The organism is Ramlibacter aquaticus, from assembly GCF_015159745.1.
Classification (GTDB): Bacteria; Pseudomonadota; Gammaproteobacteria; order Burkholderiales; family Burkholderiaceae_C; genus Ramlibacter; species Ramlibacter aquaticus.
In genome coordinates this window covers 28144-53303 of sequence record NZ_JADDOJ010000011.1, presented here as the reverse complement: position 1 = coordinate 53303, position 25160 = coordinate 28144, and the positions used below count along the sequence as shown (strand labels likewise).

Genomic DNA, 25160 nt, shown 5'->3' with positions numbered 1-25160 from the left:
CAGAAAAGCGACAGCCAGCGCAACCTACGATTGCGCGCCGCCAGACAGCCGTTTGGGAACGCCGGCATCCGCCGGCGAGCACAGGCCGAAGTTCCATCCACAGGAGACCATAATGATCCGTTCCTTCAAGCTCACCGTTCTGGGTGCAGCCCTTGCGGTGGCCAGCGTCGCCACCTACGCCGCCGACTCGATCAAGATCGGCGTCGACGGCCCGTTCACCGGCGGCTCGTCCTCCATGGGCGTGTCCATGCGCGACGGCGTGCGCCTGGCGGTTGACGAGATCAACAAGAAGGGCGGCGTGCTCGGCAAGAAGATCGAGCTGGTCGAACGCGACGACGAAGCCAAGAACGAGCGCGGCGTGCAGATCGCCCAGGAACTGATCAACAAGGAAAAGGTCGTCGCCGTCGTCGGCTACATCAACACCGGCGTGTCCCTGGCGTCGCACCGCTTCTTCCAGGAAGCCAAGATCCCGGTGATGAACAACGTGTCCACCGGCTCCATCGTCACCCACCAGTTCGACGACCAGCCCGAGAACTACATCTTCCGCAACGCCGCCGCCGACGCGATCCAGGCGCCCATGATCGTGGAAGAGGCGATCACCCGCCGCGGCTTCAAGAAGGTCGCCATCCTGGCCGACTCCACCAACTACGGCCAGCTGGGCCGCGAGGACCTGGAGAAGGCGCTGGCGCAGAAGGGCATCAAGCCCGTCGCCGAAGAGAAGTTCAACATCAAGGACGTCGACATGACGGCCCAGCTGCTGAAGGCCAAGGAAGCCGGCGCCGAAGCCATCCTGACCTACGGCATCGGCCCCGAGCTGGCCCAGATCGCCAACAGCATGACCAAGCTGGGCTGGAAGGTCCCGATGGTCGGTTCCTGGACCCTGTCCATGGCCAACTACATCGACAACGCCGGCCCCGGCGGTGAAGGCGCGCGCATGCCGCAGACCTTCATCCAGGAAGCCACGACGCCCAAGCGCAAGGCCTTCATCGACGCCTACCTGAAGACCTTCAAGCCCAAGAACGGCCGCATCGACTCCCCGGTGTCCGCCGCCCAGGGCTATGACTCGATCTACCTGCTGGCCGCCGCGATCAACCAGGCCAAGTCCACCGAAGGCCCGAAGATCAAGGCCGCGCTGGAAGACCTGCAGCAGCCGATCGAAGGCGTTGTGACCACCTACAACAAGCCCTTCTCCAAGACCGACCACGAAGCCATCACCGCCAACATCCCGGTGTTCGGCGAAGTGAAGAACCAGCGCGTGGTCTACGCCTACGCCGAGGACGCCAAGAAGGCCTCCGAGGTCCGCCTGAAGGACGTCAACGCCAAGGGCGCCCTGCAGGTCAAGAAGAAGTAATTTTCTGAACGCGAGGCCGCCCCGGGACCACCCCGAGGCGGCCTTTTTTGTGTGAACAAGGGCCGCAGTCCGGCCCATGGGGCGGTGCTTCCATGCAAATCCTTCTGCAACTCGTCTACAGCGGCATCGCGCTGGGAATGATCTATGCGGTGATCGCGTTTGGCTACCAGCTGACCTTCGCGACCTCCGACACCCTCAATTTCGGCCAGGGCGAAGCCCTCATGCTCGGCTCCCTGGTCGGCCTGACCCTGGTGGGCCTGGGCCTGAACTACTGGCTGGCGCTGCCCATCGTGTGCCTCTTCGGCATCGTGCAGGGCGCCGTGGTCGAGCGCATCGGCGTGCGGCCGGCGATCAAGATCAAGAGCGAATTCGGCTGGATCATGTCCACCATCGCGCTGGCCATCATCTTCAAGAACGTGGCCGAGAACGTCTGGGGCCGTGACGACCTCAAGTTCCCCTCGCCCCTGCCCGAATCGCCCATCAAGCTCTTCGGCGCCAACGTGCTGCCCATGGAAATCCTGGTGGTGGTCGGCGCGGTGCTGATGATGGCGGCGGTGGAAGTGTTCAACCGCAAGTCCATCTACGGCAAGGCCGTGGTCGCCACCTTCAACGACCGCGATGCCGCCAAGCTCATGGGCATCAACACCGGCCTGGTGATCACCTTCTCCTACGCGCTGTCCTCCATGTCGGCCGCCTTCGCCGGCGTGCTGATCGCGCCGCTCACGCTGACCGGCGCCACCATGGGCGCTGTGCTGGGCCTGAAGGCCTTTTCGGTCGCCATCATCGGCGGCCTGACCAGCGGCATGGGCATCATCGTCGGCGGCATCATCCTCGGCATCGCCGAGACGACCACCGGCTTCTACCTCTCCACCGGCTACAAGGACGTGCCCGGCCTGGTGCTGCTGCTCCTGGTGCTGGCCTTCAAGCCGGCCGGCCTGTTCGGCAAGTCCGTGATCAAGAAAGTCTGAGCATGAAGCGCAACCCCCTGCTCATGGCGGTCGTCGGCCTGGCGGTGCTGATCGCGGCACCGCTGGTCCTGGACAACCCCTACTACATCCACCTGCTCGAGACGATCTCGATCTACGCCATCCTGCTGTTCGGACTGGACATCGTGGTCGGCTACACCGGGCAGGTCTCGCTGGGCCATGCCGGCCTGTTCGGCATCGGCGCCTACACCGCCGGCGTGCTGGTGATGAAGCTGGGCGCCCCGCTGATCGTGACCCTGGTGGCCGCGGTGGGCATCACGGCCCTGTTCGGCGCCATCCTCGCGCTGCCCGCGCTGCGCGTGACCGGCCCCTACCTGGCCATGGTGACGCTGGCCTTCGGCACCATCATCCAGATCCTGATCAACGAGATGGACTTCCTCACCGAAGGCCCGCTCGGCATCAAGCTGCAGAAGCCCATGATGCTGGGCCACCGCCTGGACGAGCGTGAGTTCTACTGGCTGGTCGCGGTGATGCTCGTGGTCTCGGCGCTCGTGGTGGACCGCATCCTGCGCTCCCACCTGGGCCGTGCCTTCGAGGCGCTTCGCGGCAGCCCGGTGGCCTCCGACTGCATGGGCGTGTCGGTCTATCGCTACAAGGTATACGCCTTCGTGATCAGTGCCGGCTTCGCCGGCCTGGCCGGCTCGCTGTACGCCTACTCCGAGCAGTACATCTCGCCCAACACCTACAACTTCGAGCTGACGGTGCTGTTCCTGCTGGCCATCATCATGGGGGGCCGCAAGACCCGCAGCGGCGCGCTGCTGGGCGCGGCCATCATCGTGATGCTGCCCAAGCTGCTGGACGACATCTCGCTGTTCCGCTGGGCCTCCTGCATCATGGCGGGCGTGGTGGTGCTGGGCGCGATCGCCATGGTGGCGCGCAAGCGCAGCACGCCGGCGCGGGCCGCGATCCCGGTGCTGGGCAGCCTGTTCCTGGCCGGCGTGTCCTTCGTGCTGGACTCCATGACCGACTGGCGCCTGTCCATCTTCGGCCTGATCACCCTGCTGGTGGTGTACTACCTGCAGGACGGCATCGTCGGCTTCGTGCGCGGCCTGCTGGGCCTGCGTGGCAATGCCGCCGCCGCGGCCGAGGCCGCACGCCAGCTGCCCAAGGTGCAGGACGGCATCTCCCGTGCCGACGCCAACGCCCCGGAGCGCCTGCTCGAGGGCAGCGGCATCCTGATGCAGTTCGGCGGCCTGAAGGCGCTGAACAACGTGGACCTGAAGGTGCGCCGCGGCACCATCCACGGCCTGATCGGCCCCAACGGTTCCGGCAAGTCGACCATGATGAACGTGCTCACGGGCATCTACGTCCCCACGGCCGGCAGCATCGAGTTCCAGGGCAAGAGCGTGGTGGGCCGTACCTCGTCGGACATCGCGCTGTCGGGCATCGCGCGCACCTTCCAGAACGTGCAGCTGTTCGGCGAGATGACCGCCCTGCAGAACGTGATGGTGGGCCTGCACCACAGCTACCGCAGCAACCTGCTGGACGTCGCCCTGCACACCCCGCGCTACCGCCGCGAGGAAGACTCGGGCGCCGCCCGCGCGCACGCACTGCTGGAGTTCGTCGGCCTGGACAGCCTGGCCGCCGAGGAGGCGCGCAACCTGCCGTACGGCAAGCAGCGCGTGCTGGAGATCGCCCGTGCGCTGGCCCTGTCGCCGCAGCTGCTGCTGCTGGACGAGCCGGCCGCCGGCCTGACCGCGCCCGACATCAAGGAGCTGGTGGCCATCGTGCGCAAGATCCGCGACCACGGCATCACCGTGATCCTGATCGAGCACCACATGGACGTGGTGATGTCCATGTGCGACACCGTCACGGTGCTGGACTTCGGCCAGAAGATCGCCGAGGGCGCGCCGGCCCAGGTCCAGAACGATCCCAAGGTCGTCGAGGCGTACCTCGGCGCGGCCGACGCCCACGCGTGAGCGCAGGAGCCACAACAATGCTATCGATCCACAACCTCCACGCGGGCTATGGCAAGGTCGAGGTGCTGCACGGCATCTCGCTGGAAGTGCCCAAGGGCCGCGTCGTCACGCTCATCGGCAGCAACGGCGCCGGCAAGACCACCACCATGCGCGCCATCAGCGGCATGATCGCGCCCAAGCAGGGCGAGGTCACCCTGGGCGGGCGCAACGTCACCGGGCTGGAGCCCTACAAGATCGCCAAGCTGGGCCTGGCGCACTCGCCGGAAGGCCGGCGCGTGTTCGCCACCATGACGGTGACCGACAACCTGCTGCTGGGTGCGTTCCCCCGCTTCACCGGCTCGCGCCCCAAGGGCGACATCCAGTCCGACCTGGAGCGCGCGATGGAGCTGTTCCCGCGCCTGAAGGAGCGCCGCAACCAGCTGGCCGGCACGCTCTCGGGCGGCGAGCAGCAGATGCTGGCCATGGCCCGCGCGGTCATGCTGAACCCGGACGTGGTCCTGCTGGACGAGCCCTCCATGGGCCTGGCGCCCATCCTGGTGCAGGAAGTCTTCCGCATCATCCAGCAACTGCGCGACCGCGGCGTCACCATGCTGCTGGTGGAGCAGTTCGCCGCCGCGGCGCTGGCCGTGGCCGACTACGGCTACGTGCTGGAGAACGGCCGCATCACGGTGCACGGCGAAGCCTCCAAGCTGCGCGACGACCCTGCCGTGCAGGCCGCCTACCTGGGCGGCAGCCACTGAGACCCCACACCCGGGAGCAACGATGGACCGCAGGAATTTCTTCCAGGGATCGGCGGCCATCGCCGCCAGTGGCCTGGCCGGCTGCGCCAGCACGGCGCCCGTGGCCGCCGCGGGCCAGCCGCTCTTCGAGGTGCCGCGGGTGGCGCTGCCCATCGTGGGCAGCGCCCAGGTGTTTCCGGTACGCCGCATCTACTGCATAGGCCGCAACTACGCGGCGCACTCGCGCGAGATGGGCTCGGATCCCAGCCGCGAGCCGCCCTTCTTCTTCCAGAAGCCGACCGACGCGATCCAGCACGTGCCGGCCGGCACCGTGGCCGACCACCCGTACCCACAGCTGACCAAGAACTACCACTACGAGGCCGAGCTGGTCGCCGTCATCGGCAAGGGCGGGCGCGACATCCCGGTCGGGCAGGCGCTGGAGCACGTCTGGGGCTACACCCTGGGCCTGGACATGACGCGCCGTGACCTGCAGCGCTTCATGGGCGAGCAGAAGAAGCCCTGGGAGATCGGCAAGTCCTTCGACCATTCCGCGCCCATAGGCGCCGTCCATCCCGTCGCCATGACCGGCCACTTCACCCGCGGCGCGATCTGGCTCAAGGTGAACGGCCAGGTCAAGCAGAGCGCGGACCTGTCGCAGATGATCTGGTCGGTGGCCGAGCAGGTCAGCCAGCTGTCGCAGGCGAACGCGCTGTTCCCCGGCGACATCATCTACTCGGGCACGCCCGAAAACGTGGGTCCGCTGGTGCGCGGCGATTTGGTCGAGATGCACATCGACGGCCTGCCGAACCTGAGCATCCGCATCACCTGAGGCCGCGCCGCACCGGCAGCCTGCGGCCGTGGCACGGCTAAACTGCGAGGTGGTTCTGCGCCACGGAGCGTCCCATGTCCGCACCCCTCCAGCTTTTCGACCCCGCCTCCAGCACCTACACCTACCTGCTCGTCGACGAGACGACGCGCGAGGCCCTGATCATCGATCCGGTCGATGAGCAGCTCGAGCGCGACCTCGGCGTCCTGCGCGAGCAGGGCGTGAAGCTCGCGTGGACCGTGGAGACCCACGCCCACGCCGACCACATCACCAGCGCCGGCCTGCTGGCCGAGCACGCAGGCGCCCGCACCGCGGCACCGCTGGGCTGCCACATCGGCACCGCGGCGGTCCAGCTGAAGCACGGCGACACGCTGACCTTCGGCAACCAGACCCTGCGCGCGCTGCACACGCCCGGCCACACGGCAGGCAGCATGTGCTACCTGTGGAATGGCCATGTGTTCACCGGCGACACGCTGCTGATCGGCGGCTGCGGCCGCACCGACTTCCAGTCCGGAAGCGCGGCCGACCTGTACCGCAGCATCACCGAGGTGTTGTTCACGCTGCCCGACGAGACCGTGGTCTGGCCGGGCCACGACTACCAGGGCCGCAGCCACTCCACCATCGGCGACGAGAAGCGCAGCAACCCGCGCGTCGCCGGCAAGTCCCTGGCCGAGTTCAAGGCCATCATGGAGCAGCTGGGCCTGCCCAAGCCCAAGCGAATCGACGAGGCCGTGCCCGCGAACCTGAGCTCGGGCCTGCGCCACGACGCCGGCGGTGGCGCCAGCGGCGTGCGCGAGGCGCAGGGCTATGCCGGTGACGTCACGCCCGAGACCGCCTTCGAGTGGTGGCGGCGCGGCGAGGCCGTGCTGGTGGACGTGCGCACCGACGCCGAGCGCGAGTGGGTGGGCTTCGTGCCCGGTGCCGTGCCCCTGGCCTGGAAGCAGTGGCCCGGCATGGCGATGAACGCCAGCTTCGACGAAGGCCTGCGCGCGGCTGTGCCGCCGGGCAGCAAGGCCGTCCTGCTGTGCCGCAGCGGCGTGCGTTCCATCGCGGCCGCCAAGCGGGCGACCGAACTGGGCATCAGCGCCTACAACATCCTCGAGGGCTTCGAGGGCGACCCCGACGAGCAGGGTCACCGCGGCCAGCGCGGCGGCTGGCGCCTGCGCGGGCTGCCCTGGCGCCAGGGCTGAGCGTCCCTCTCTCTCCAGTTTCCGTTTTTCGAACCAAGGCATTTCCATGGCCGTGAACCTGAGCGCGCCCCAGGCGCAAGACCTGCACCCCGTTCCCGGCGTGCGCATCGGCGTGGCCGAAGCCGGCGTCCGCAAGGCCCAGCGCAAGGACCTGACGGTGTTCCTCCTGGACGAAGGCAGCGCCGTGGGCGGCGTCTTCACGCAGAACCGCTTCTGCGCGGCCCCGGTGCAGGTGTGCCGCGAGCACCTGGCGCGCGGCGACATCCGGGCCCTGGTCATCAACACCGGCAACGCCAACGCGGGCACCGGCGAGGACGGCCTGGTCCGCGCCCGCGCCACCTGCATCGCACTGGCCCGCAAGCTGAACCTGGCGCCCGAGCAGGTGCTGCCCTTTTCCACCGGCGTCATCATGGAGCCGCTGCCGCTGGAGCGCATCGTGGCCGGCCTGCCCGCGGCCCTGGACGATGCGCAGCCCGGCCACTGGCTGCGCGCGGCCGAGGGCATCATGACGACGGACACCCTGCCCAAGGCCTTCAGCCGCCAGGTGCAGCTGGGCGGCAAGACCGTCACGGTGACCGGCATCAGCAAGGGCGCCGGGATGATCCGACCCAACATGGCGACCATGCTGGGCTTCCTGGCCACCGATGCGTGCGTGGACGCGGCCCTGCTGCAGCCGCTGGCCCTGGAGCTGGCCGAGGGCTCCTTCAACCGCGTCACGGTGGACGGCGACACCTCCACCAACGACTCCTTCGTGGTCATCGCCACGAACCAGGCCGGGCACGCGCCCGTGCGCAGCCTGGACAGCAGCGAGGGCCAGGCCCTGCGCGCCGCCATGATGGAGGTGGCGCGCCTGCTGGCCCAGGCCATCGTGCGCGACGGCGAGGGCGCCACCAAGTTCATCACCGTGCGCGTGGAGGGCGGCCGCAGCGCCGCCGAGTGCCGGCAGGTGGCCTATGCGATCGCCCATTCGCCACTGGTCAAGACCGCCTTCTTCGCCAGCGACCCGAACCTGGGCCGCATTCTTGCGGCCGTGGGCTATGCCGGCATCGCCGACCTGGACCAGGCCGGGATCGATCTCTTCCTGGACGAGGTGCACGTGGCCGAGAAGGGTGGCCGCCGGCCCGACTACCGCGAGGAGGACGGCCAGCGCGTGATGAAGAAGAGCGAGATCACGGTACGCGTGGTGCTGGGGCGCGGCAGCGCCGCCGACACCGTGTGGACCTGCGACTTCAGCCACGACTACGTGACCATCAACGCCGACTACCGTTCATGAGCGACCGCCTCGAGCAATTCCTGGCGCGGGCCGAGCAGCTGATCGCCCGCATCGAAACCATCCTGCCCCAGCCCCTGGGCGCGCCCGACTGGCAGGCCTCGGTGGCCTTCCGCTACCGCAAGCGCTCCTCCGGGCACGGCACGCTGGAGCCCGTCCACCACGTCGCCGCCATTCGCCTGGCCGACCTGCAGGAGATCGAGCCGCAGAAGGAGAAGATCCAGCGCAACACGCTGCAGTTCGTCCAGGGCCAGCCGGCCAACAACGTGCTGCTGACCGGCGCGCGTGGCACCGGCAAGTCCTCGCTGGTGAAGGCCTGCCTGAACGAATACGCGCCGCGCGGCCTGCGCCTGATCGAGGTCGACAAGGCCGACATGGTGGACCTGCCGGACATCATCGACGTGGTCTCCGGCCGGGCCGAGAAGTTCATCGTCTTCTGCGACGACCTGAGCTTCGAGGAGGGCGAGCCGGGCTATAAGGCGCTCAAGTCCATCCTCGACGGCTCGGTGGCGGCGGCCACGCCCAATGTGCTGATCTACGCGACCAGCAACCGGCGCCACCTGCTGCCCGAGTACATGAAGGAAAACCTCAGCTACACCCACACCGACGATGGCGAGGTGCATCCCGGCGAGGTGGTGGAGGAGAAGATCTCCCTGTCCGAACGCTTCGGCCTGTGGGTCAGCTTCTACCCCTTCAGCCAGGACGAATACCTCACCATCACCGCGCAGTGGCTGTCGGCCTTCGGCGTGCCGCAGGCCGCCATCGAGGCGGCCCGGCCCGAGGCCCTGGTCTGGGCGCTGGAGCGCGGCTCGCGCAGCGGCCGCGTGGCCTACCAGTTCGCCCGCGACTACGCCGGCCGGCACGCCGCATGACGCAGCCGCTGGTGGCCGACGGGCACAGGCCGCGCGAAGGCGGCCCTGCGCGGGCGGAGGTGCAGGCGGCGGTGGGCGTGCTGCTGCGCCCGGACGGCGCCTTCCTGCTGACCTCGCGCCCCGCGGGCAAGGTCTATGCGGGCTACTGGGAGTTTCCGGGCGGCAAGGTCGAGCCCGGGGAAAGCGTGGAGCAGGCGCTGCGGCGCGAGCTGTACGAGGAACTGGGCATCACCATCGCCGCGGCCCAGCCCTGGCAGGTCGAGTGCGTGGATTACCCGCACGCGCTGGTGCGCCTGCATTTCTGCAAGGTGCACGCGTGGACAGGCGAGCTGCAGATGCGCGAGGGCCAGCAGTGTTCGTGGGAGCAGCTTCCCGTGCAGGTGAAGCCCGTGCTGCCCGGCACGGTGCCGGTGCTGGCCTGGTTCGCTGCCGAGCGCGGCTTTGCCGGCGCCACGCACGAGCCGCCGCCCGCGGGCTGAGCCGTTACTGCAGCCGGGCGTCGCCGAAGGGCTGGTCGTCCGGCGGTGCCTCGCCGGGCACGCGGAAGCTCTCGCTGGCCCAGGCGCCCAGATCCATGCCCTTGCAGCGCTCGCTGCAGAACGGGCGGAAGGGGTTGCTGCTGGCGTAGACGCTGTCGCCGCCGCAGGCCGGGCAGCGCACGATGCGTGGCTTGACGGAATCCATGGCGCTGGGAGTCAGGCGCAGAGCGTGAGTTCCAGGGGCGTGTCGGCCGTGCTCGGGGCGAGCCGGTCGGTCGCCTCGCGCTGCATGAGGCGCACCGACACCATCAGGCGGTTGCCGCTGATCTCGGGCACCAGGTTCAGGGCCGGGTCCAGCCGCATGCGAAGCAGCTGGAAGGTGCGGCCCTGCGGCAGCGTCTGCTGGAAGTGGCCGGCCGCCGCCATCACCTTCTGCGGCGCGCCAGAGTCGCGCAGCAGCTTGAGCAGCAGCTGCACCGAGGAGGCCAGCGGCGCGAGCGTGGTGGCCCAGCGGTGCAGGTCGGCCTGGCGCTGCGCGGGCGCGTCCTGCTGCCAGGCGTAGTAAGAGGGCAGGTCGAATTCGCAGGTGCCGCCCGGGATGCCGACGCGGCTGCGGATGCTCATCAGCCAGTCGCTCTCGGTCAGGGCCTGGCCGGCCTTGCCGGGCACGCTGTTGAGCTGCTCGAAGCAATGGTCGAGCTGGGCGATCACCTCTTCCAGCGCGGCCTCGGAAATCGCCGGGTTGCCGCGGTAGGCGATCAGGGCCTGCTTCTGCCGGTCCAGGTCCTTCATGGCGTCGGACTTCAGGTCCGCACGCGCGGCCACGTCCATCACTTCGAAGATGGTCGCCAGCGCGAAGTGGTGATCCAGCGGATGCGTGCGCGATATCAGTTCCGTGAGGCGGCGGAACAGGTGCTCCAGCCGCAGGTAGGTCCGTATGCGCTCGTTGAACGGGTATTCGTACAGGATCACGCGCGCCATCATAGCCCGAAGCGCCGCGCCGCCGTGGCCACTTCCTGCGCCAGCTGCGCCATCGACAGGCCCTCGTTGCAGACCACGAGATCGGCGGCCGCCAGGCGCTGGGCCCGCGAGGCCTGGGCGGCCAGGATGGCGCGCACCGCGTCCTCGGCCAGGCCGCTGCGCGCCATCACGCGCGACACCTGGGTCTGCGGCGCGCAGTCGACGACCAGGATGCGATCGAGCTGCGCGCGCCAGCGCCCCGACTCGACCAGCAGCGGGATGTCGAAGACCATGCAGCGGCGGCCTGCGCGCTCGGCGGCCTCGACCTCGCGCGCGATGCCCAGTGCCACCAGCGGGTGCACGATGGCTTCGAGCCGGGCGCGTGCCGTGCTGTCGGCCATCGCCAGCTCGCGCATGCGCGTGCGGTCCAGCGCGCCCTCGGGCGTGATGAAGTCCGGGCCGAAGCTGTCGCGGATGGCGGCGATCGCCGGCCCGCCCGCGGCGGTCGTGGCGCGCGAGATCGCGTCGGCGTCGGCGCAGGCGGCGCCGTGGCCGGCCAGCATCTGCAGCACCGTGCTCTTGCCGCTGCCGATGCCGCCGGTCAGGCCGATGCGCAGCACGGCGGACTCAGAAAGGGAAGGCGAAGGGCATCCAGCGCTCCAGCTGGGCCGGCCCCACGGCCATGGCGACCAGGCCCGCACCGGCGATGAACGGGCCGAACGCCATCGGAATGTTGCGGTTGGCCAGGCGGCCCACCACCAGCAGCCCGCCGCCCACCACCGCGCCCACCACGGAGGAGAGCAGGATGAGCGCGAGCACCATGTGCGCGCCGAACCAGGCGCCCAGTGCGGCCAGCAGCTTGAAGTCGCCGTGCCCCATGCCGACCTTGCCGGTCAGCTTGTGGTGCAGCTGGAAGACGGTCCACAGGCTCATGTAGCCGGCGACCGCGCCCCACACCGAGTCCGACAGGGGCACGGACGCGCCGCTCGCCGCCATCAGCAGGCCCAGCCACAGCAGCGGGTAGTTCAGCGAATCGGGCAGCAGCTGGGTGTCGAAGTCGATCAGGAACTGGGCGATCAGCACGGCGGCGAACACGGCCCAGGCGAGCGCGGTCCAGGTGATGCCGAAGCGGCTGGCGACCAGTGCGAAGGCCACCGCGGTGGCCAGTTCCACCAGGGGGTAGCGCGGGCTGATCGCGTGGCTGCAGGCCGAGCATTTGCCGCGCAGCACCAGCCAGCTGAGCACGGGCACATTCTCGTACCAGCGGATCACGTGGCCGCAGTGCGGGCAGCGCGAGCGCGGCCTGGCGATGTCGAAGGCGGGCAGGGCGTCCAGCGCGGACTCCAGGCGCTTGGATTCGGCGCTGGCGCTGGCCGGCAGGTCCTGGCCGAACACGTCGGCATGGGCCTTGGCGTCGCCCAGGTAGCCGGCGACGTCGCGCCACCACTCGCGCGCCATCATCAGCGGCAGGCGGTAGACGACCACGTTCAGGAAGCTGCCCACGAGCAGGCCCAGCAGGCCGCCCAGCAGGGCGGCGGACATCGGGGTGAAGGGCATCAGACGACCGAACCCAGCTTGAAGATCGGCAGGTACATGGAGACCACGATGCCGCCGATCAGGCCACCCAGGAACACGATGATGATGGGTTCCATCAGGCTGGAGAGGCCGGCGACCATGTCGTCCACCTCGGCCTCGTAGAAGTCGGCCGCCTTGCCGAGCATGTGGTCCAGGGCGCCGGATTCCTCGCCGATGGCGCACATCTGCAGCACCATGGTCGGGAACACGTTCGCGTTGGTCATGGCCGCCGTCAGGCTGGTGCCGCTGGCCACCTCGGTCTGTATCTTCTCGGTGGCGGAGGCGAACACGTAGTTGCCGGAGGCGCCGCCCACGGAATCCAGGGCCTCCACCAGCGGGACGCCGGCGGCGAACATGGTGGACAGGGTGCGCGTCCAGCGGGCGATCACGGACTTGAAGACCAGGTCGCCGAAGACCGGCATCTTCAGCATCGCCCGGTCCATGAAGATCTGCACCTTCTCGCTGCGTTTCCAGGCCTGCATGAAGAAGTAGAAGCCGCCGCCGATCGCGCCGAAGATGATGTACCAGAACTTGACGAAGAACTCGCTGATCGCGATGACGAACAGCGTGGGCGCGGGCAGGTCGGCGCCGAAGGAGGTGAACACCTCCTTGAAGGCCGGGATCACGAAGATCATGATCACGCTCACCACCACGAAGGCCACCACGACCACGGAGATCGGGTACATCAGCGCCGACTTGATCTTGGACTTGATGCCCTCGGTCTTCTCCATGTAGACGGCGAGCCGGTCCAGCAGCGCCTCCAGGATACCGGCCGCCTCGCCCGCTTCCACCAGGTTGCAGTAGAGGTTGTCGAAGTACATGGGGTACTTGCGGAAGGCCGCCGACAGCGAGGTGCCGGTTTCCACGTCGGTGCGCACGTCGTTGAGCAGCTTGGTCACGCTGGCGTTGACGTTGCCGCGGCCCACGATGTCGAAGGCCTGCAGCAGGGGCACGCCCGCCTTCATCATGGTGGCGAGCTGGCGCGTGAAGATGGCGATGTCCTTGGGCTTGATCTTCTTGCCCGAGCGCATGCGGCGCTTCTTGACCTTGGTCGGCGTGACGCCCTGGCGGCGCAGGGCGGCATGGACCTGGTTCTCGCCGCCGGCGCGCGTCTCGCCGCGCACCTGCTTGCCGTTGCGGTCCTTGCCTTCCCACTCGAAGACGAACTCGGTGATCTTGGTTGCGGCCGTGGCCATCCGGATTCCCCTCAGACTTCCTGTTGTATGGCGTCAGACATTGGTGCAGCCCAGCACTTCCTCGAGCGAGGTCACGCCCAGCTTCACCTTGTGCAGGCCCGACTTGCGCAGGCTGCGCACGCCCTCCGCCTCGGCCTGCTTGGCGATTTCCATGGAGCTGCCGTCGGCCAGGATGATGCGCTGGATGTCGTCGCTGATCGGCATCACCTGGTAGATGCCGACGCGGCCCTTGTAGCCGTTGTTGCAGGCGTTGCAGCCCACCGGCCGGTAGGGCGTCCAGCTGCCGTCGACCTCGTCCTCGGTGAAGCCGGCGTCCAGCAGCGTCTCGCTCGGGATGTCGGCCGGCGCCTTGCATTGCGGGCACAGGCGTCGCGCCAGGCGCTGCGCCGTGATGAGGATGACGCTGGAGGCGATGTTGAAGGGCGCGATGCCCATGTTGCGCATGCGCGTCAGCGTCGTCGGCGCGTCGTTCGTGTGCAGGGTGGACAGCACCAGGTGGCCGGTCTGCGCGGCCTTGATGGCGATGTCGGCGGTTTCCAGGTCGCGGATTTCGCCGACCATGATCACGTCCGGGTCCTGGCGCAGGAAGGACTTGAGCGCGGCCGCGAAGGTGAGGCCGGCCTTGTCGTTCACGTTGACCTGGTTGACGCCCGGCAGGTTGATTTCGGACGGGTCCTCGGCGGTCGAGATGTTGACGCCGGGCTTGTTCATCAGGTTCAGACAGGTGTAGAGCGACACCGTCTTGCCCGAGCCCGTGGGCCCCGTGACCAGGATCATGCCGTAGGGCCGGCCGATGGCGTCCAGCAGGCGCTGCTTTTCCTCGGGTTCGTAGCCCAGCGCGTCGATGCCCAGCTTGGCGCTGCTCGGGTCCAGGATACGGATCACGATCTTCTCGCCGAACAGCGTGGGCAGCGTGCTGACGCGGAAGTCGATCACCCGGTCGGGGCCGACCTTGAGCTTCATCTTGCCGTCCTGCGGCACCCGCTTCTCCGAGATGTCCATCTTGGAGATGACCTTGATGCGCGAAGCCAGCTTTTCCTTGATGGCGATGGGCGGCGAGGCGATCTCGCGCAGTTCGCCGTCGATGCGGAAGCGCACCCGGTACTGGTGTTCGTAGGGCTCGAAGTGCAGGTCGGACGCGCGCATGGAGAAGGCGTCCAGCAGCATCTTCTGCAGGAAGCGCACCACGGGCGCGTCCTCGACCTCGCTGGTGCCGGCGGCCTCCGCCTCCTCGGCGGGGGCCTCCAGGCTGGTCTCGTCGAACTCGAAGTCTTCGCCGACGATGCTGTCCATGGCCTCGCCGGCGCTGGTGGCGCCCGCCTCGACCATGCGCGAGAGCTTGTCGTACTCGGCGATGATCCAGTCCACGCCCATCTGGGTGGCGAACTTGATCTTCTCGGCGGCCTGCTGGTCCGACGGGTCGGCCGTGGCGACGATGAGCCGGTTGTTGCGCTTGGACAGCACCAGCACGCGCAGCGCAGCGCAGGTCTTGGGGTCCAGCAGGCCCTTGGGCAGGCGCGCCGCGTCGATCGCGTCGAGGTCGATCAGCGGGGCGCCGAAGGCGGACGAGAGGGTGTGGGCCAGGTCGGCGGCGGACACGGCGCCCGAGCCCGTCAGCTCGGCGACGAAACTGGTGCGGTTGCCATGCGCCTTGCGCGTCAGCTCTTCAGCGGACTTCTGACCCAGCTTGCCCGCCGACACCAGGGCGCGGGCGATGCCGGGCAGGGCCACGGTGGGCGCATCTGCGGCGACGGGATCGACTGCTGCCATTCAGCGGAAAGTTTTGTTACCTTGTGAAACAAACCTCGTCAAGAGGCTCGTTGGATCATCGCCGATTGCCAAGGCTGTGTAAATCCGCGCGCGCCCATGGCGGCCCGGCAGTTGGCACGATGACACAGACGCGTGCGCCGAAGGCACAAACGACAACGGCCGGATGCGATCCGGCCGTTGATTCATCAAACCTGGTCGGGGTGAGAGGATTCGAACCTCCGGCCTCTACGTCCCGAACGTAGCGCTCTACCAGGCTAAGCTACACCCCGATGTCCAACACGCTTCGCGCTGGTGGCGCATCCGAAGGGATTCAGGCGCGCCGCGAAAGCAGTTGAGCCGCCAATTGTAGCAAAGCTTCGGCGTGCGGATTGCGCGGCAGCTGCATCGCTGCATCGATCGCGCGTTGTGCCTCGGCGGCAGCGGCCTCGCGCGTCACCTCCAGGGCCCCTGTGTCCCGCACGACGGCGACGATGCGGTCGAGCTCGTCGACGGCGCCGTTCTCGATGGCGTGGCGCACCAGGTCGCGCTGCGCCGGGGTGCCGCGCTGCATGGCCGCGATGAGGGACAGGGTGGCCTTGCCTTCGCGCAGGTCGTCGCCCAGGTTCTTGCCCATCTCGGCGGCATCGCCGTCGTAGTCGAGCACGTCGTCGATCACCTGGAATGCGGTGCCCAGCGCCTGGCCGTAGTCGGCGCAGGCCTGTTCCAGCGCCGGGGGCGAGCCGGCGAGCACGGCACCCAGGCGCGCGCTGGCCTCGAAGAGCTTGGCGGTCTTGGAGCGGATCACGCGCAGGTAGCCGGCTTCGTCGAGCGAGGCATCGTGCATGTTCATCAGCTGCAGCACCTCGCCCTCGGCGATCACGTTGGTGGCGTCGGCCAGGATCTCCATCACGCGCATCTGGCCGGCGTCCAGCATCATCTGGAAGGCCCGCGAATACAGGAAGTCGCCGACCAGCACGCTCGCCGGGTTGCCGAAGCGCTCGTTGGCCGTGGCGCGGCCGCGGCGCAGCGTGGACTCGTCGACCACGTCGTCGTGCAGCAGCGTGGCGGTGTGGATGAACTCGACCACGGCGGCCAGGTTGAAGCGCTGCGCGCCGGTGTAGCCCAGCGCGCCGCAGACCAGCAGCAGCAGCGCGGGCCGCAGCCGCTTGCCGCCCGCGCTGATGATGTAGCGCGAGACGTCGCCGACCAGCGGCACGCCGGAATCCAGGCGGCGGGCGATCACCGCGTCGACCTGCGCCATGTCGCTTGCGATGAGGGAAAGCAGGTTGCTGCCGGGGTCGCTCAAGGTGGGCCTTCGAGGAAAGGGTCCCGATTATAGGAAGCGGCCCGGGGGCGCCCGCCCTGCAGCGGCCGTGCCCTTGTGGGTGGGCGCTAACAATGGTATGATGGAGGGCTTTTCGGGATTCGTTCCGCAAAAGAACAACGAACTTGCCGGGAAATCCGTCACGGCAAGGGCTCACTCATTTCGAGAGGTCAACATGTACGCGGTCATAAAAACCGGTGGCAAGCAGTATCGCGTTGCTTCCGGCGAAAAAATTAAAGTAGAACAGATTGCTGCGGACGTCGGCCAGGAAATCGTGATCGACCAGGTGCTCGCCGTTGGCAACGGCAGCGAGATCAAGGTCGGCACTCCCCTGGTGTCCGGTGCGACAGTCAAGGCCACGGTCGTGGCCCATGGCAAGCACGACAAGGTGCGCATCTTCAAGATGCGTCGTCGCAAGCACTACCAGAAGCGCCAGGGGCATCGCCAGCAGTTCACCGAACTGCAAATCGGCGCCATCGCAGCTTGATGCAGGAGCTTTGAAATGGCACAGAAAAAAGGCGGCGGCTCTACGCGAAACGGGCGGGATTCCAAGCCCAAGATGCTCGGTGTGAAGGCCTTCGGCGGTGAGCTGATCAGCGCCGGTTCCATCATCGTGCGCCAGCGCGGTACCAAGTTCCATGCCGGCACCAACGTCGGCATCGGCAAGGACCACACGCTGTTCGCGCTGGTCGATGGGCATGTCCAGTTCGCCATCAAGGGCGAAATGAACAAGCAGACCGTGAACGTGGTGCCGGCCTAAGCCGACTCCCCGTCCACAGACGCGAAGCCCCGACCCGTCGGGGCTTTGTTTTTTTATACTGGGCGCAGCCACACCATGAAGTTCGTCGACGAAGCCTTCATCGACGTCGCCGCAGGCGACGGGGGGAACGGCTGCGTGTCGTTCCGGCATGAGAAGTACAAGGAATTCGGCGGTCCCAACGGCGGCGACGGCGGCCGTGGGGGGCATGTCTACGCGCTGGCCGATCCCAACCTGAACACGCTGGTCGATTTCCGTTTCTCGCGCCGCCACGAGGCCAAGCGCGGCGAGCACGGCATGGGCTCCGACATGTTCGGCGCCGCCGCGGACGACATCGTCCTGAAGATGCCCGTGGGCACCATCATCAGCGACGCCGAAACCGGCGAGGTGCTGTACGAGCTGCTGCAGCCCGGCGAAAAGATCATGATCGCCAAGGGCGGCGACGGCGGCTTCGGCAACATGCGCTTCAAGAGCGCGATCAACCGCGCGCCGCGCCAGAAGACGCCCGGCTGGCCGGGCGAGAAGAAGAACCTCAAGCTCGAGCTCAAGGTGCTGGCCGACGTGGGCCTGCTGGGCATGCCCAACGCGGGGAAGTCCACGCTGATCTCCGCCATCTCCAACGCCCGGCCCAAGATCGCCGACTACCCCTTCACCACCCTGCACCCCAACCTGGGCGTGGTGCGCGTGGGCCCGGAGCAGAGCTTCGTGGTGGCCGACGTGCCGGGTCTGATCGAGGGGGCGGCCGAAGGCGCCGGCCTGGGCCACCAGTTCCTGCGCCACCTGCAGCGCACCCGCCTGCTGCTGCACCTGGTGGACCTGGCGCCCTTCGACGACGCGGTGGACCCGGTCGCGCAGGCGAAGGCCATCGTCGCCGAATTGAAGAAGTACGACGCCGCGCTGTACGAGAAGCCGCGCTGGCTGGTGCTCAACAAGCTGGACATGGTGCCTGCCGACGAGCGGGCGGCCCGCGTCAAGGATTTCGTCAAGCGCTTCAAGTACAAGGGCCCGGTGTTCGAGATCTCCGCGCTGACCCGCGAGGGCTGCGAGCACCTGGTGCAGGCCATCTACCAGCACGTCAAGGCCCAGCAGGTCGCCGAGCAGGTGCCTGTGGAGGTCGATCCCCGCTTCGCAGCCGATGAGTGAATCCGCATCCCGCGTGGCCGCCGAGGCCCGCCGCATCGTCGTCAAGGTCGGCTCCAGCCTGGTGACCAACGAGGGCCGCGGCCTGGACGAGGCGGCCATCGGCGAGTGGAGCCGGCAGCTCGCCGCGCTCGCGAAGGACGGCCGCGAACTCATCATGGTGTCCAGCGGCGCGATCGCCGAAGGCATGAAGCGCCTGGGCTGGAGCACGCGCCCGCGCGAGCTGCACGAGCTGCAGGCCGCCGCGGCCGTGGGCCAGATGGGCCTGGCGCAGATGTACGAGACCAAGCTGCGCGAGAACGGCCTGCCTTCCGCGCAGGTGCTGCTCACGCACGCCGACCTGGCCGACCGCGAGCGCTACCTGAACGCGCGCTCCACCCTGGTCACGCTGCTGGGGCTGGGCGTTCTGCCCGTCATCAACGAGAACGACACGGTCGTCAACGACGAGATCAAGTTCGGTGACAACGACACCCTGGGGGCACTGGTGGCCAACCTGGTGGAGGCCGACCTGCTGGTCATCCTCACCGACCAGAAGGGCCTCTACAGTGCGGACCCGCGCCGCGACCCGGCCGCCACCTTCGTGCACGAGGCGCGCGCCGGCGATCCCGCGCTGGAGGCGATGGCGGGCGGTGCCGGCTCCAGCATCGGCAAGGGCGGCATGATCACCAAGATCCTGGCTGCCAAGCGCGCCGCCGGATCGGGCGCCTCCACCGTGATCGCCTGGGGCCGCGAGCCCGACTGCCTGCCACGCCTCGCGCGTGGCGAGGCGATAGGCACCCTGCTGGTTGCGCCCACGCAGAAGAGCCAGGCGCGCAAGCGCTGGATCGCCGACCACCTGCAGCTTCGCGGCGCGGTGGGCATCGACGAGGGGGCCGTGGCCAAGCTGCGCGAGGAGGGCAAGAGCCTGCTGCCCATCGGCATGGTGGCCGTGGACGGCGAGTTCTCTCGTGGCGACGTGATCGCCGTGCGCGATCCGGCCGGCCGTGAGGTCGCCCGCGGGCTGGCCAACTACGCCAGCGCCGAGGCCCGCCTGCTGTGCCGCAAGCCCTCGGCCGAGATCGAGCGCCTGCTCGGCTATGTCGCCGAGCCGGAGATGATCCACCGCGATAACCTGGTGGTGCTCGGCCGCTGACTCAGTGGCCGCCGTAACGCGCGCGGCCGGCCGGGTTGGACAGGTCGCGCAGCAGGCGGTCCACCGGGCCGTTGGGCGTGGGGCCATCGCAGGCGCCCTGCTGGGCGATCACCGTGCTGTGCCGCACCACCGAGCTGCCCATGTCCAGCGGGCGCCAGTCGCCCGTGGCGGGCACCCAGCCGCGCTGCGGGTCGTGCCGCGCGTAGACCTTCACCATGGCCGAACCGCAGTCCAGGCCTTCGTACATTGCGTTCACCGCCCCGGCGCTGCTGGTGGCCACGACCACGTAGCGCACCACGCCGGCCGGCGAGATGCTGACCGACCGGGGGTCGACGCCGAAGCGCAAGGTGGTGGAGGGGCCGACGTCGATGGCGACCAGCCCGTCGGTGTGCAGTGCGGGCGCCGGCGGCGGCACTTCGTCGCGCCAGGTGCTGTCGCGTTCGCCGAACAGCTGGGCCTGGGCCAGGGTCAGGCAGAGCGAGCCGGCGAGCGCGGCCAGGACCTTGATCTCAGGGCGCATGCTTGCCCTTGCCGCCGAACTCGGCCTGCGGATCGGGTTCGAAGGTGGCACCCGGCGGCAGCTCGAACGAGGGCGGCAGCAGGGATTCGTCCATGGGCGAGGCGTGCGGCGTCGCGTGGTGGGCGTGGCCTTCGTGGTGTTCGTGATGCTCGTGCTCGCGCGAGCGCATGCCGCTGCGCAGGTAGCGGTTGCGGTGGTCGTGGCGCGGCACGAACCGCGCCAGTTCCGTCAGCGCCATCTCGTAGACGCCGCGCTTGAACTCCACCACCACGTCCAGGGGCACCCAGTACTCGTTCCAGCGCCAGGCGTCGAACTCGGGGTGGTTGGTCGCGCGCAGGTTCAGGTTCCAGTCCTGGGCGGTGAGCTGCAGCAGGTACCAGATCTGCTTCTGGCCCTTGTAGTGGCCGCGCGCGTCGCGGCGTATATAGCGGTCCGGCACTTCGTAGCGCAGCCAGTCACGGGTGCGCGCGATGATGCGGACATGTTCGGGCCTGAGCCCCACTTCCTCGTGGAGCTCGCGGTACATCGCCTGCTCGGGGGTCTCGCCGCGATCGATGCCCCCTTGCGGAAATTGCCAGCTGTGGGTGCGGATTCGCTTGCCCCAGAACACCTGGTTTTTCTGGTTGAGCAGGATGATGCCGACGTTGGGCCGGAAGCCGTCCCGGTCAAGCATAATCAAACCCCAATTCTTAAACTGAGTTCATTATGCACGCCCATCCACGCGTCGCATAGGCTCAGCGGCAGCGGCCGATACCGCGCAAAAAACCCCCAGCGATGAAAGCCTCCCAGTTCCTCATTTCCACGCAGAAGGAAGCCCCCGCCGACGCCGAGGTGGCGAGCCACCGGCTGATGATGCGCGCCGGCATGATCAAGAAGCTGGGCGCCGGCATCTACACCTACATGCCCATGGGCTTGCGCGTGATCCGCAAGGTGGAGGCCATCGTCCGCGAGGAGATGAACCGGGCCGGCGCGGTGGAGTGCACCATGCCCGTGGTCCAGCCTGCCGAGCTGTGGCAGGAGACCGGCCGCTTCGACAAGATGGGCCCGGAACTGCTGCGCATCCAGGACCGGCACCAGCGTGATTTCGTGATCCAGCCCACCAGCGAGGAAGTGGTCACCGACATCGCACGCCAGGAACTGCGCAGCTACAAGCAGCTGCCCCGCAACCTCTACCAGATCCAGACCAAGTTCCGCGACGAGCGCCGGCCGCGCTTCGGCCTGATGCGGGGGCGCGAGTTCATCATGAAGGACGCGTACAGCTTCGACCGAGACGCCGCGTCCGCCCAGCGCAGCTACGAGCGCATGTCGCAGGCCTACCGCGCCATCTTCGACCGTTTCGGCCTGCGCTACCGCGCCGTCGCCGCCGACAGCGGCGCCATCGGCGGCGACCTGAGCGAGGAGTTCCAGGTCATCGCCCACACCGGCGAGGACGCGATCGTCTATTGCCCGGACAGCGACTACGCGGCCAACATGGAAAAGGCCGAGGCCCTGGCGCCGGCCGGTCCGCGCTCGGCCGCCGCCGAGGCGATGCAGAAGGTCGCGACGCCGGGCAAGAGCACCTGCGCCGACGTGGCCGCACTGCTGGGCCTGCCGCTGGACCGCACGGTCAAGTCGCTGGTGCTGGCGACCGACGAGACCGACGAGCGCGGCGAGGTGCTGCGTTCGCAGGTCTGGCTGCTGCTGGTGCGCGGCGACCACGACATGAACGAGATCAAGGTCGGCAAGGTGCCGGGCCTGGACGCCGGCTTCCGGTTCGCGACCGTGCCCGAGATCATCGAGCACTTCGGCACCAAGCCCGGCTACCTGGGCCCCATCGGCCTGAAGAAGCCGGTGCGCATCGTGGCCGACCGCGAGGTGGCGCTGATGGCCGACTGGGTCTGCGGCGCCAACGAGGAAGACTTCCACCTCCGGGGCGTGAACTGGGGCCGCGACCTGCCCGAGCCGCATGCCGTGGCCGACCTGCGCAACGTGGTCGAGGGCGACCTGTCGCCCGACGGCCGCGGCCGGCTGGCGATCGAGCGCGGCATCGAGGTGGGCCACGTGTTCTACCTGGGCACCAAGTACAGCAAGCCCATGAACGCCACCTTCCTGGACGAGGACGGCAAGCCCAAGCCCTTCGAGATGGGCTGCTACGGCATCGGCATCACCCGCCTGCCCGCCGCCGCCATCGAGCAGAACCACGACGAGCGCGGCATCGTCTGGCCCGACGCGATCGCGCCCTTCACGGTGGTGGTCTGCCCCATCGGCATGGACCGCAGCGCCGAGGTGCGTGCCGCGGCCGAGCAACTCCACGACGAACTGGCCGCGGCCGGGGTGGATGTCATGCTGGACGACCGTGGCGAGCGCCCGGGCGCCATGTTCGCCGACTGGGAACTGATCGGCGTGCCGCATCGCGTGGTGCTGTCCGACCGCGGCCTGAAGGAGGGCCAGGTGGAGTACCAGCACCGGCGCGACAAGGAGCCCACCCGCATGCCCCTCGCCGAGGTGGCCGGCTTCCTGCGCGGCCGGCTGGCTGCGTGATGCGCCGGCGCCAGGGCCTGGCCGCCGCGCTCGCGGCGCTGCTGGGCGCCTGGTCGGGCCTGGCCCGGGCCGGCGCCCAGGTCGAGGAGCCGCTGGCGGACGCGGTGCGCACGGCGCTCAGCTCCGCCATCGCCAACGCGGCGCCCCCGGTGCCGGAATTCAGGGATACCGCGTCGCGGCTGGCCTACCTGCGCTGGCTGGGCGAAATGAGCCAGCGCCTGCGCAAGCGCCAGCCGCTCTGGCTGGACCGCAAGGAATTCCTGCAGACGGTCTGGTACGAGAGCCGCCGGGCCGGCCTGGAGCCCAGCCTGGTGCTGGGGCTGGTGCAGGTCGAAAGCAATTTCCGCAAGTTCGCGGTCAGCGCCGTGGGCGCCCGCGGCTACATGCAGGTGATGCCCTTCTGGAGCCGGCTGATCGGCGACGGCGACGCCGGCCGGCTGTTCCACATGCAGACCAACCTGCGCTTCGGCTGCGTGATCCTGCGCCATTACCTGGACCGCGAGCGCGGCGACCTGTTCATGGCCCTGGGCCGGTACAACGGCAGCCGGGGCCGGCCGGAGTACCCGAACGCGGTGCTGGCCGCACGGCGCAACTGGGAGTGGCGGGACGTGGCGGGAGAGGCCCCGGCGGTGCCCGCCGGCAACGCCGGCCAGGGAATTTGATTCCCTTCTAGGGGCGTTTCGTTCCCATCGAACCGGGGTGCGGTTCCTGAAACCCCGGCCCGCGGGGCACGCGGCAGCATCCCTGCCCATGCCGGGTTCCGATGTTCGGGCCTGGCGCACAGTGCAGGAGTCCAGCCGTGCCGGGCAGCCACCCCCCCTTGTCGAACTGCCTCGCCGCGCGCCGGCGGGCCGGCGGCTTCACGCTGGTCGAGGTGCTGGTGGCGGTGATCGTGGTTGCGGTCGGGCTGCTGGGCGTGGCCAAGCTGCAGGCCGTCGGCCTGTCCGGCAGCAAGAACGGCCGCACCCGCGCGCTCGCGGCCCTACAGGCGGAAAGCCTGGCGGCCAGCATCACGGCGCTGCCCGCCTTCTGGGCCGCCGCACCGCGCGAATACACCCTGGAAGGCGCCCAGGTCTTCCTCACCGGGGCGACGGCCGCCCTGGTGCCGCCGCTGGACTGCGGCACCACGGCCTGTGCCGAAAACGACATGGCCCTGTACGACCTGCAGCGCTGGGCCGCAGGCATGGACGCGCAGTTTCCCGGTTACCAGGCCCAGGTGGCCTGTGACCGCAGCAGCCCGCGCGAGTGCACCCTGCGCCTGTCCTGGAACGAGCGGGTGGTGCAGGCCCGCACGACCCCGGCCGCGTCGTCCGCCGCCGTGTCCCGCCAGTCCTTCGTGCTGCACCTGATGCCATGAAGCCGCAGCGCCGCGAGGCCGGCATGGGGCTGGTCGAACTGATGGTGGCCACGGTGCTGGCCCTCCTGGTGGTGGCGGGCGCCGCGTCGGTCTACGCCGGCCTCAAGAATTCCTGGCAGGCGCAGGACGACCTGGCCGAGATGCAGGACAACGAACGCCTGGCCGTTCTGCTGCTGTCGCAGGTCGTGCGGCTCACCGGCTTCAACCCGGACCCCCTGGGCACGCCTTCGGCCGCCGCGCTGCCGCCCGAGGCCATGGCCGGCTTCGGCACCCTGGCCGCTGGCCAGGCGCTCGTCGGCACGGCGGGCGGCGCCGACACGCTCACCGTGCGCTTCCTCGCCGATGGCAACGGCATCGCCAGCGACTGCACCGGCAGCAAGGCCTACCCGAGGGGCAGCCTGGTGACCAACCGCATCCGGCTCGATGCGGGCGGCAACCTCACCTGCAAGGTCAACGGCAACACCACCCAACCGCTGATGGCGGGGGTCGCGGGCTTCGATGTGAGCTACGGCGTGGACACCGACCCCGCCTGCGCGCCCTGCCAGCCCCGGCAGTACATGGACGCCAGCCAGATCAGCGCGGCCGCCGCGTGGAACCGGGTGCGCGTGCTGCGCCTGGCCCTGCGCTTCACCGTGCCCGGTGGCCGGCCCCCCACGGTGCAGTGGGAGCAGAACGTGGCGGTGATGAACCCATGACCGATCCCAGGACCGGGCGGCTCGCGGCCGGCTACGTGCTCATCGTCTGCCTGCTGCTGCTGATCGGTGCCAGCCTGGCGGCGGTGGCGCTGCTGCGCAGTTCCACCCTGCAGGAGCGGATGGCCGGCCAGACGCGGGAGAAGCAGCGGGCCTTCGAAGCTGCCCAGGCGGCGCTGCGCTTCGGCGAGCGCTGGCTGGATGCCGGCTCAGGGCTCTCGGGCCCCTGTGCGGGCACCCAGCCGGCCAGCGTGCTGCAGGCCTGCACCAATCCCCTGGGCGGCGCGAGCGCCTCGTGTCTCACCACCCTGGCCGGCGCCCAGGCGGACCCCTCCCTCTGGCCGGCCCGCTTCGAATTCACGCCGGCCGCGATGGCCGTGGATGCAGCGGGCGGCGTCGCGGGCGGTGGTGACATCCACTACGCCGCCCCGCCCGGCCTCTACATCGAATCCGCGGGCCCGGCGCCGGGGGGCGCCGGCCAGCTGTATTGCGTCACCGCCTACGGTTTCGGCGGCGCTCCCGGCACGCTGTCCATCGTGCGCAGCCTCTACCTGGTGCCTGGCAGCTCGGGCGGCGGCAGCGGTGGCAGCAGTGGCAGCAGTGGCGCGGGTGCGCCCCCTTCCTAG

The 25160-nt window shown here is 69.0% G+C and carries 27 protein-coding genes, 1 tRNA gene and 1 pseudogene; 19 read left to right on the top strand and 10 right to left on the bottom strand.

The window, feature by feature from the left end; genetic code table 11:
- Window positions 1–112 precede the first annotated feature (112 nt).
- From IM725_RS04530 to IM725_RS04490, 10 genes and pseudogenes are all read left to right on the top strand, one after another.
- A complete protein-coding gene (locus IM725_RS04530) occupies window positions 113–1351 on the top strand; it encodes an ABC transporter substrate-binding protein (RefSeq protein WP_193779384.1) in 1239 nt (412 codons plus the stop codon).
- A 92-nt stretch (window positions 1352–1443) separates the two neighbouring features.
- Window positions 1444–2319 carry a branched-chain amino acid ABC transporter permease gene (locus tag IM725_RS04525; protein WP_193779383.1) on the top strand — a complete coding sequence of 292 codons (876 nt, stop codon included), beginning with the start codon at window positions 1444–1446 and terminating at the stop codon, window positions 2317–2319.
- 2 nt (window positions 2320–2321) lie between these two features.
- On the top strand, window positions 2322–4256 hold the full coding sequence (locus IM725_RS04520; protein ID WP_193779382.1) for a branched-chain amino acid ABC transporter ATP-binding protein/permease: 1935 nt from the start codon (window positions 2322–2324) through the stop codon (window positions 4254–4256).
- A gap of 17 nt (window positions 4257–4273) precedes the next feature.
- Window positions 4274–4996, top strand: coding sequence for an ABC transporter ATP-binding protein (locus IM725_RS04515; protein ID WP_193779381.1), 723 nt, complete (start codon window positions 4274–4276; stop codon window positions 4994–4996).
- Window positions 4997–5018: 22 nt separating this feature from the next.
- Window positions 5019–5804: a fumarylacetoacetate hydrolase family protein gene (locus IM725_RS04510; RefSeq protein ID WP_193779380.1), complete on the top strand. Its 786-nt coding sequence runs from the start codon at window positions 5019–5021 to the stop codon at window positions 5802–5804.
- A gap of 74 nt (window positions 5805–5878) precedes the next feature.
- Window positions 5879–6382 (top strand): annotated as a pseudogene (locus IM725_RS20310) (MBL fold metallo-hydrolase); the annotation flags it as partial.
- A 174-nt stretch (window positions 6383–6556) separates the two neighbouring features.
- On the top strand, window positions 6557–6991 hold the full coding sequence (locus IM725_RS20305; protein ID WP_227753581.1) for a rhodanese-like domain-containing protein: 435 nt from the start codon (window positions 6557–6559) through the stop codon (window positions 6989–6991).
- A 46-nt stretch (window positions 6992–7037) separates the two neighbouring features.
- The gene (gene argJ, locus IM725_RS04500) at window positions 7038–8264 is read left to right on the top strand and encodes a bifunctional glutamate N-acetyltransferase/amino-acid acetyltransferase ArgJ (RefSeq protein ID WP_193779378.1); all 1227 of its coding nucleotides are present in this window, start codon (window positions 7038–7040) and stop codon (window positions 8262–8264) included.
- A complete protein-coding gene (locus IM725_RS04495; protein ID WP_193779377.1) occupies window positions 8261–9133 on the top strand; it encodes an ATP-binding protein in 873 nt (290 codons plus the stop codon). The genes argJ and IM725_RS04495 overlap by 4 nt, the downstream gene beginning before the upstream one ends.
- A complete protein-coding gene (locus IM725_RS04490) occupies window positions 9130–9612 on the top strand; it encodes an NUDIX domain-containing protein (protein WP_193779376.1) in 483 nt (160 codons plus the stop codon). The genes IM725_RS04495 and IM725_RS04490 overlap by 4 nt, the downstream gene beginning before the upstream one ends.
- Window positions 9613–9616: 4 nt before the next feature.
- Here IM725_RS04490 and IM725_RS04485 read toward each other — a convergent pair whose 3' ends face one another.
- The 8 genes from IM725_RS04485 to IM725_RS04450 all read right to left on the bottom strand — a co-directional run bounded on the left by IM725_RS04485 (window position 9617) and on the right by IM725_RS04450 (window position 16353).
- Window positions 9617–9817, bottom strand: coding sequence for a DNA gyrase inhibitor YacG (locus tag IM725_RS04485; RefSeq protein ID WP_193779375.1), 201 nt, complete (start codon window positions 9815–9817; stop codon window positions 9617–9619).
- An 11-nt stretch (window positions 9818–9828) separates the two neighbouring features.
- Window positions 9829–10584 carry a cell division protein ZapD gene (zapD, locus tag IM725_RS04480; protein WP_193779374.1) on the bottom strand — a complete coding sequence of 252 codons (756 nt, stop codon included), beginning with the start codon at window positions 10582–10584 and terminating at the stop codon, window positions 9829–9831.
- 8 nt (window positions 10585–10592) lie between these two features.
- Window positions 10593–11192, bottom strand: a complete 600-nt coding sequence (coaE, locus tag IM725_RS04475; protein ID WP_193779373.1) for a dephospho-CoA kinase — start codon at window positions 11190–11192, stop codon at window positions 10593–10595.
- 7 nt (window positions 11193–11199) lie between these two features.
- On the bottom strand, window positions 11200–12129 hold the full coding sequence (locus IM725_RS04470; protein ID WP_193779372.1) for a prepilin peptidase: 930 nt from the start codon (window positions 12127–12129) through the stop codon (window positions 11200–11202).
- The gene (locus tag IM725_RS04465; protein ID WP_193779371.1) at window positions 12129–13343 is read right to left on the bottom strand and encodes a type II secretion system F family protein; all 1215 of its coding nucleotides are present in this window, start codon (window positions 13341–13343) and stop codon (window positions 12129–12131) included. The genes IM725_RS04470 and IM725_RS04465 overlap by 1 nt, the downstream gene beginning before the upstream one ends.
- Before the next feature lie 33 nt (window positions 13344–13376).
- Window positions 13377–15113, bottom strand: a complete 1737-nt coding sequence (gene pilB, locus IM725_RS04460; RefSeq protein ID WP_193779370.1) for a type IV-A pilus assembly ATPase PilB — start codon at window positions 15111–15113, stop codon at window positions 13377–13379.
- Window positions 15114–15305: 192 nt separating this feature from the next.
- Window positions 15306–15382 (bottom strand) — tRNA-Pro (locus IM725_RS04455).
- Window positions 15383–15423: 41 nt separating this feature from the next.
- The gene (locus IM725_RS04450; RefSeq protein ID WP_193779395.1) at window positions 15424–16353 is read right to left on the bottom strand and encodes a polyprenyl synthetase family protein; all 930 of its coding nucleotides are present in this window, start codon (window positions 16351–16353) and stop codon (window positions 15424–15426) included.
- 238 nt (window positions 16354–16591) lie between these two features.
- On the opposite strand from IM725_RS04450, the gene rplU reads away from it, so the two are divergent.
- The 4 genes from rplU (at window position 16592) to proB (ending at window position 19445) form a co-directional block, all read left to right on the top strand.
- Window positions 16592–16903 (top strand): 50S ribosomal protein L21, encoded by a 312-nt coding sequence (gene rplU, locus IM725_RS04445; protein ID WP_193779394.1) that lies wholly within the window; start codon window positions 16592–16594, stop codon window positions 16901–16903.
- Window positions 16904–16918: 15 nt separating this feature from the next.
- Window positions 16919–17176 (top strand): 50S ribosomal protein L27, encoded by a 258-nt coding sequence (gene rpmA / locus IM725_RS04440; RefSeq protein ID WP_193779369.1) that lies wholly within the window; start codon window positions 16919–16921, stop codon window positions 17174–17176.
- A 75-nt stretch (window positions 17177–17251) separates the two neighbouring features.
- Complete coding sequence (cgtA, locus tag IM725_RS04435) at window positions 17252–18316, top strand: Obg family GTPase CgtA (RefSeq protein WP_193779368.1); 1065 nt, start codon at window positions 17252–17254, stop codon at window positions 18314–18316.
- The gene (proB, locus tag IM725_RS04430; protein WP_193779367.1) at window positions 18309–19445 is read left to right on the top strand and encodes a glutamate 5-kinase; all 1137 of its coding nucleotides are present in this window, start codon (window positions 18309–18311) and stop codon (window positions 19443–19445) included. Before cgtA ends, proB begins: the two co-directional genes overlap by 8 nt.
- A gap of 1 nt (window position 19446) precedes the next feature.
- On the opposite strand, the gene IM725_RS04425 is transcribed toward proB, so the two are convergent.
- Both IM725_RS04425 and IM725_RS04420 read right to left on the bottom strand, forming a co-directional pair.
- Complete coding sequence (locus IM725_RS04425; RefSeq protein ID WP_193779366.1) at window positions 19447–19965, bottom strand: CNP1-like family protein; 519 nt, start codon at window positions 19963–19965, stop codon at window positions 19447–19449.
- Complete coding sequence (locus IM725_RS04420) at window positions 19955–20638, bottom strand: RNA pyrophosphohydrolase (protein ID WP_193779365.1); 684 nt, start codon at window positions 20636–20638, stop codon at window positions 19955–19957. Before IM725_RS04420 ends, IM725_RS04425 begins: the two co-directional genes overlap by 11 nt.
- A gap of 101 nt (window positions 20639–20739) precedes the next feature.
- On the opposite strand from IM725_RS04420, the gene IM725_RS04415 reads away from it, so the two are divergent.
- From IM725_RS04415 to IM725_RS04395, 5 genes are all read left to right on the top strand, one after another.
- Window positions 20740–22485, top strand: coding sequence for a proline--tRNA ligase (locus IM725_RS04415; RefSeq protein WP_193779364.1), 1746 nt, complete (start codon window positions 20740–20742; stop codon window positions 22483–22485).
- Window positions 22485–23147, top strand: a complete 663-nt coding sequence (locus IM725_RS04410) for a lytic transglycosylase domain-containing protein (protein WP_193779363.1) — start codon at window positions 22485–22487, stop codon at window positions 23145–23147. Before IM725_RS04415 ends, IM725_RS04410 begins: the two co-directional genes overlap by 1 nt.
- Before the next feature lie 137 nt (window positions 23148–23284).
- Entirely contained in the window at window positions 23285–23842 is a 558-nt protein-coding gene (pilV, locus tag IM725_RS04405; protein WP_193779362.1) for a type IV pilus modification protein PilV, read from the top strand.
- A complete protein-coding gene (locus IM725_RS04400; protein WP_193779361.1) occupies window positions 23839–24537 on the top strand; it encodes a PilW family protein in 699 nt (232 codons plus the stop codon). Before pilV ends, IM725_RS04400 begins: the two co-directional genes overlap by 4 nt.
- Window positions 24534–25160, top strand: coding sequence for a pilus assembly PilX family protein (locus IM725_RS04395; RefSeq protein ID WP_193779360.1), 627 nt, complete (start codon window positions 24534–24536; stop codon window positions 25158–25160). Before IM725_RS04400 ends, IM725_RS04395 begins: the two co-directional genes overlap by 4 nt.